At 39.5% G+C, this 5,053-nt stretch carries 6 protein-coding genes; all 6 read left to right on the plus strand.

Translation table 11 applies throughout. The annotated features are described in order from the left end of the window. A partial coding sequence (mltG, locus tag H5072_RS11570; protein WP_182693603.1) for an endolytic transglycosylase MltG occupies window positions 1-356 on the plus strand: 356 nt, incomplete at its 5' end. A gap of 6 nt (window positions 357-362) precedes the next feature. Then, entirely contained in the window at window positions 363-989 is a 627-nt protein-coding gene (gene tmk, locus H5072_RS11575; protein WP_002962371.1) for a dTMP kinase, read from the plus strand. 1 nt (window position 990) lies between these two features. After that, window positions 991-1,905, plus strand: coding sequence for a DNA polymerase III subunit delta' (locus H5072_RS11580; RefSeq protein WP_182693604.1), 915 nt, complete (start codon window positions 991-993; stop codon window positions 1,903-1,905). An 11-nt stretch (window positions 1,906-1,916) separates the two neighbouring features. After that, a complete protein-coding gene (locus tag H5072_RS11585; RefSeq protein ID WP_002962367.1) occupies window positions 1,917-2,243 on the plus strand; it encodes a PilZ domain-containing protein in 327 nt (108 codons plus the stop codon). A gap of 115 nt (window positions 2,244-2,358) precedes the next feature. Beyond that, window positions 2,359-3,138: a TatD family hydrolase gene (locus H5072_RS11590; protein ID WP_182693605.1), complete on the plus strand. Its 780-nt coding sequence runs from the start codon at window positions 2,359-2,361 to the stop codon at window positions 3,136-3,138. A gap of 4 nt (window positions 3,139-3,142) precedes the next feature. Continuing rightward, entirely contained in the window at window positions 3,143-5,002 is a 1,860-nt protein-coding gene (locus H5072_RS11595; protein ID WP_182693606.1) for an alkaline phosphatase D family protein, read from the plus strand. Window positions 5,003-5,053 lie beyond the last annotated feature (51 nt).

A 5,053-nucleotide genomic window follows, 5' to 3' on the forward strand; every position in this document is an offset into this window, starting at 1 on the left:
CAGGCCTTGCCAGCGAGCGTCCGTTAATTGCATCAGCGTTTGTTAATCGATTAAACACCAATATGCGCCTGCAAACCGATCCAACCGTAATATACGGGCTAGGCGCTGACTTTGATGGTGATATTAAACGTAAAGATTTGCGCGATTATACGCCCTACAATACGTATCGTATTAATGGTTTACCGCCAACACCGATTGCAATGCCATCAAAAGCCGCTATTTTAGCTGCAGTTAATCCGCCGCAAAGTGAATATGTTTACTTTGTATCAAAAGGCGATGGTAGCCACCAATTTTCAACCACGTTAAAACAGCATAACGCAGCAGTTAAAACGTATATATTAAATAAAAAGAATTAATAGTTTATGAAACCAAAATTTATAGTAATAGAAGGGCTAGAAGGCGCGGGTAAATCAACCGCTATTTCGCTATGCCAAGACTTTTTGAACAAACAAAAAATAGACTTCATTAACGTGCGCGAACCTGGCGGCACGCCACTGGCTGAATCGCTTCGTACGCTTGTAAAAGCAGAGCATGAAGAAGAGATTGCCTTTGAAACCGAATTGCTTATTATGTACGCAGCTCGCTCGCAGCTAATGCACAATGTTATTACCCCTGCGCTTGATAAAGGCCAATGGGTACTTGCCGATCGTCATGATTTATCGTCTCAGGCGTATCAAGGTGGTGGGCGTGGTATTAGCTCAAATACATTAGCTTCACTTTCGTCAATGGTGTTAAAAGGCTTAAAGCCAGATTTAACTATTTACCTTGATATTGACCCAGTGATAGGCCTTGAACGTGCAAAAGGGCGTGGCGAGCTTGACCGTATTGAACAAGAAGCCATTGAGTTTTTTCAGCGTACACGTATGCGTTATGTTGAACTTGCTAATGACGACAACACCATTAAAACGGTCGATGCAAACCAAAGTATTGATAAAGTACATCGCGATATTACCAATGTACTGCATTCATTTTTTGAAGGCCTAAAATAATATGCCATTGCCTTGGCTACATGATACTCAAGCACGTTTAGCGAAAAGTTATCGCGCAGAGCGTTTTCATCATGCGCAATTATTTTGTGGGCCTGTTGGCGTAGGTAAGTTTGAGCTAAGTGATGAGCTTGGGAATGCTTTGTTATGCCAAAATATAGCTAAGCAGGTAGCTGTGCAAAACAGTATGCTAAAACCTTGCGGACAGTGTAAAAGCTGTTTACTTAACCTGGCTGGCACTCACCCCGACAAACGTTTAACGCAAGTTGATGGGCAAAGTATTGGTGTAGATGATATTCGTGGTATTAGTGATTTTATGAATCACTCTGCAGCGCAAAATGGCAATAAAGTCGCGATAATCGAAAATTGCGAAAAAATGACCACAGCAGCAGCTAACGCATTATTAAAAACACTTGAAGAGCCAACTAATAGCCGCTTTTTAATATTAACCACAAGCCAACCAGAACAGCTCCCTGCAACTATTTTAAGTCGATGCGCTAAAAGTGACGTAAAAATAACTAATACAGCACTTGCTCAGCAATGGCTAGAGACATTAGACATTCCTAACTATAGTTGGTTAGCACTTTTTTATAACCAACCGCTGCAAGTAAAGCATTGGCAACAGCAAGACCAGCTAAAAAATATTGATACACTGTATAAGTTTGCAACTGAGTTTAAACAAAGTCATAATTTTAAAGCGTTAGTCGATATAATAAATAAACAGCCTGAAATTGTTCGTATATTTACTTTGTTTTTAAGCGTGCAACTAAAGCAGCAATTACTGCAAGGCATGAGTTTTGACGCTTATCAAAGAGCGCAAAATGCATTAGGCGAGTTTTTACAAAATAACACACAAGTACTTGGCCTTAATTTACCGCTTGCTGTATCACGATTAGCATACACATTGCGAAATTCTTAAAAGGATTAATCATGCAAGAACTACTAGTAGACATAGACGATTTAGACGAGTTATACCGTTGTTATATGCCTTACTTAAAAAAAGGTGGCTTATTTGTACGCACTAATATGCGTTACGAAGCAGGGCATTCATTAGCGCTTAGAGTTACTTTGCCCGATGCCTTAGAAGATGACGTAGTGACAGGTAAAGTGTCGTGGATCACGCCACAAGGTGCACAAAGCTCTAATCCTCCAGGTATCGGTATTAGCTTTTTAGATGATAAAACAAACCTAAACGCTAAAATCGAAAAGCTGCTTGGGACTATGTTAAACTCAGGCGATCAAACATATACCATGTAGTTATAGGGTCGGTTTTTCATTGAGATTAACGCCGCCCTATATTGGGTTCTTTTAATTACTAACATAATAAATTAAACGAACAAATTTAAACCCTGAACATAATACAGGCCTTATAGTGATTGTAGATTCTCATTGCCATTTAGACCGTCTTGATTTTGATAAACTAGACTTAAACCTTGACCAAGTTCTTGATAAAGCGCGTGCAAAGCAAATAGAGCACTTTTTATGTGTAAGCGTAACGCTTGATCAGTTTCCAAGCATGCTTGATAAAATTAAGCATTACGACGATGTATCAGCCTCATGCGGTGTACATCCACTTGATCAAAAAGACGCCCTTAATAAACAGCAACTAATCGACTTAGCCTCACACGACAAAGTCGTTGCTATTGGTGAAACGGGTCTTGATTACTACTATTCAAAAGATACTCATGCAGTGCAGCAAGCAAGCTTTGTTGGGCATATTGAAGTGGCTAACGAATTACAAAAACCGTTAATTATTCATACACGTAATGCCCGCAGCGATACCATTAATTTAATGCGTGAGCACAAGGCCGAAAACTGCGGTGGTGTATTACATTGCTTTACCGAAGATTGGGATATGGCAAAAAAAGCGATAGACATGGGCTTTTATATTTCTATTTCGGGCATTGTTACCTTTAAAAATGCTATTGAGCTAAAAGAAGTAGTAAAGCAAATACCGCTAGATAGATTATTAATAGAAACCGACTCGCCTTATTTAGCACCGGTACCGTATCGTGGGCAAACAAACCAGCCAGCATACGTAGAAGATGTAGCTTATTACATTAGCGAACTTAAAGGCATTAGCTTTAATGAACTTGCTAAAGCGACTACCGAAAACTTTTATTCTTTATTTAAATTAGCAGCTAAAGGCTAAATACATGATTACTCACACGGCAAACCTTCCTATTTTACTAATGGGGCCAATGGTGCGCCGTGCAGAGCAAACTGGAGTTTGTATTCAGTTTGCTACCTCCAAGCCTGCAAACTGCCAAATAAACTTATTAAATGTTGAGTGTTATAGCGATCAACATACTGTTTCTTTGGGCGAACATTTATACCTGCATTTCGTTATTATAAAGCCAATAGACAATAAACTTCCCGTAGATAGCTTATTAAGCTATGAGCTTGTAATTGACGACACAGCAATCGATTTATCGCCGTGGTGCTATAGCAATCAAACAACGCCTGCATTTGTAATTCCCAATAAACTCAGTGATATTTTGCATGGCTCGTGCCGTAATGCACATCATCCAGCAAAAGACAGCTTAGTGTCTGCAAGTCACTGGCAAAATACTCAGCGTGGTAATAATAACCAAGGCGCACAATTGCTATTACTCAGTGGTGATCAGGTTTATGCCGATGACGTAGCAGGCCCCATGTTATTAGCTATTCATCAGTTAATTAAAGCCTTAGGTATCTATAAAGAGCAACCACTTGCCATTGAGCTACCGGATGATATAAATGAGCAACTTTATAATCGCCATTTGTTTTTACCAAAAACGCCTTGGCAAAAACGCTCAAAAGTAGGTGTTGGTTACTGGCTAAAAAAAGACGAACCTCATTTTTCAAGCGTAAAAGCCTACAATCACCTTATCCATTTTGAAGAATACATTGCACTTTATTTATTAAATTTTAGTGCTGCTGCTTGGCAATGCGTTGATATACAAAACACAACGTATTTAGGTCAAAGCGAGCAAAACAAAACTATTTTTAACGCTGAAAAAACAGCATTGATTGACTATGCAAAAGGCTTAAGTGAAGTAGAGCGGTTGTTTGCCAATGTATCTACCCTAATGATGTTTGACGATCACGATGTAACCGACGATTGGAACCTCACCGCTGGGTGGGAGCAAGCCATAAATGAAAACCCAAGTAGTAAACGGATCATTAATAATGGCTTAATTAGTTATTGGCTTTTTCAGGGAATGGGGAACGATGCACTAAATAAAACAGGCGAGTTACTCACACCTTTTAAGCAAAGCCGTACTGCCAATAATTTATGGCAGTTTAAAGCATTTGATAAACCACTAAACGATTTTAGCTTTTGGCATTATGAGTTAACAACAGTACCCAAAGTAGTGGTGCTAGATACGCGCACGCACCGCTGGCGAAATGAGCAAAACTTTAATGAGCCTTCAGGTCTACTTGATTGGGAACGCCTCACAGAGCTTGAGGAAAGCCTGTTAAGCCACGACCAAGTTATTATTGTATCGCCAGCCCCTGTATTTGGTGTTAAATCAATAGAAGCCATTCAAGCCATGTTTAATATATGTGGCCAACCACTCATGGTGGATGTAGAAAACTGGATGGCGCACGAAGGTTCAGCCAAAAAGCTACTCGATACTTTTAGACGAACCGACACCCCAAACGAAACGCTTATTTTATCGGGAGACGTGCATTACTCATTTTGCTTTTCGGTGCAAAAGCGTTTTGGCGATCATCCCAATCGAATTTGGCAACTTACCGCCAGCGGTATTAAAAATGAGTTCCCGCGTAAATTAATAAACATACTCGATAAACTAGATTCAATTCTATACGGCCCAAAAAGCCCATTAAACTTTTTTACCAAACGCTGGCACATGGAAGTAGATAAACACCAAACCATAGGTGAAGGGCAAAAATACTTAGTAAGCGACTCCGCTATTAGTTTAATAACACTAGAGCAGGGGAATTTAGCCCGATATCAACTTATACACGGTGAAGGGCATTTAACTGAGTTCGATTTAGAAGAACAGTAATTCTTAATCAATAATTAAATAAATTAAAAGCCTATTTGCACAAAGAGAAGC

Origin of the sequence: Pseudoalteromonas sp. SR45-5, assembly GCF_014163565.1 — a bacterium.
Taxonomy (GTDB): domain Bacteria; phylum Pseudomonadota; class Gammaproteobacteria; order Enterobacterales; family Alteromonadaceae; genus Pseudoalteromonas; species Pseudoalteromonas distincta.

Bases quoted from the DNA above. Each gene is read 5' to 3' on its own strand.
- tmk (WP_002962371.1), top strand. From the start codon at position 363: ATGAAACCAAAATTTATAGTAATAGAAGGGCTAGAAGGCGCGGGTAAA.
- H5072_RS11580 (WP_182693604.1), top strand. From the start codon at position 991: ATGCCATTGCCTTGGCTACATGATACTCAAGCACGTTTAGCGAAAAGT.
- H5072_RS11585 (WP_002962367.1), top strand. From the start codon at position 1,917: ATGCAAGAACTACTAGTAGACATAGACGATTTAGACGAGTTATACCGT.
- H5072_RS11595 (WP_182693606.1), top strand. From the start codon at position 3,143: ATGATTACTCACACGGCAAACCTTCCTATTTTACTAATGGGGCCAATG.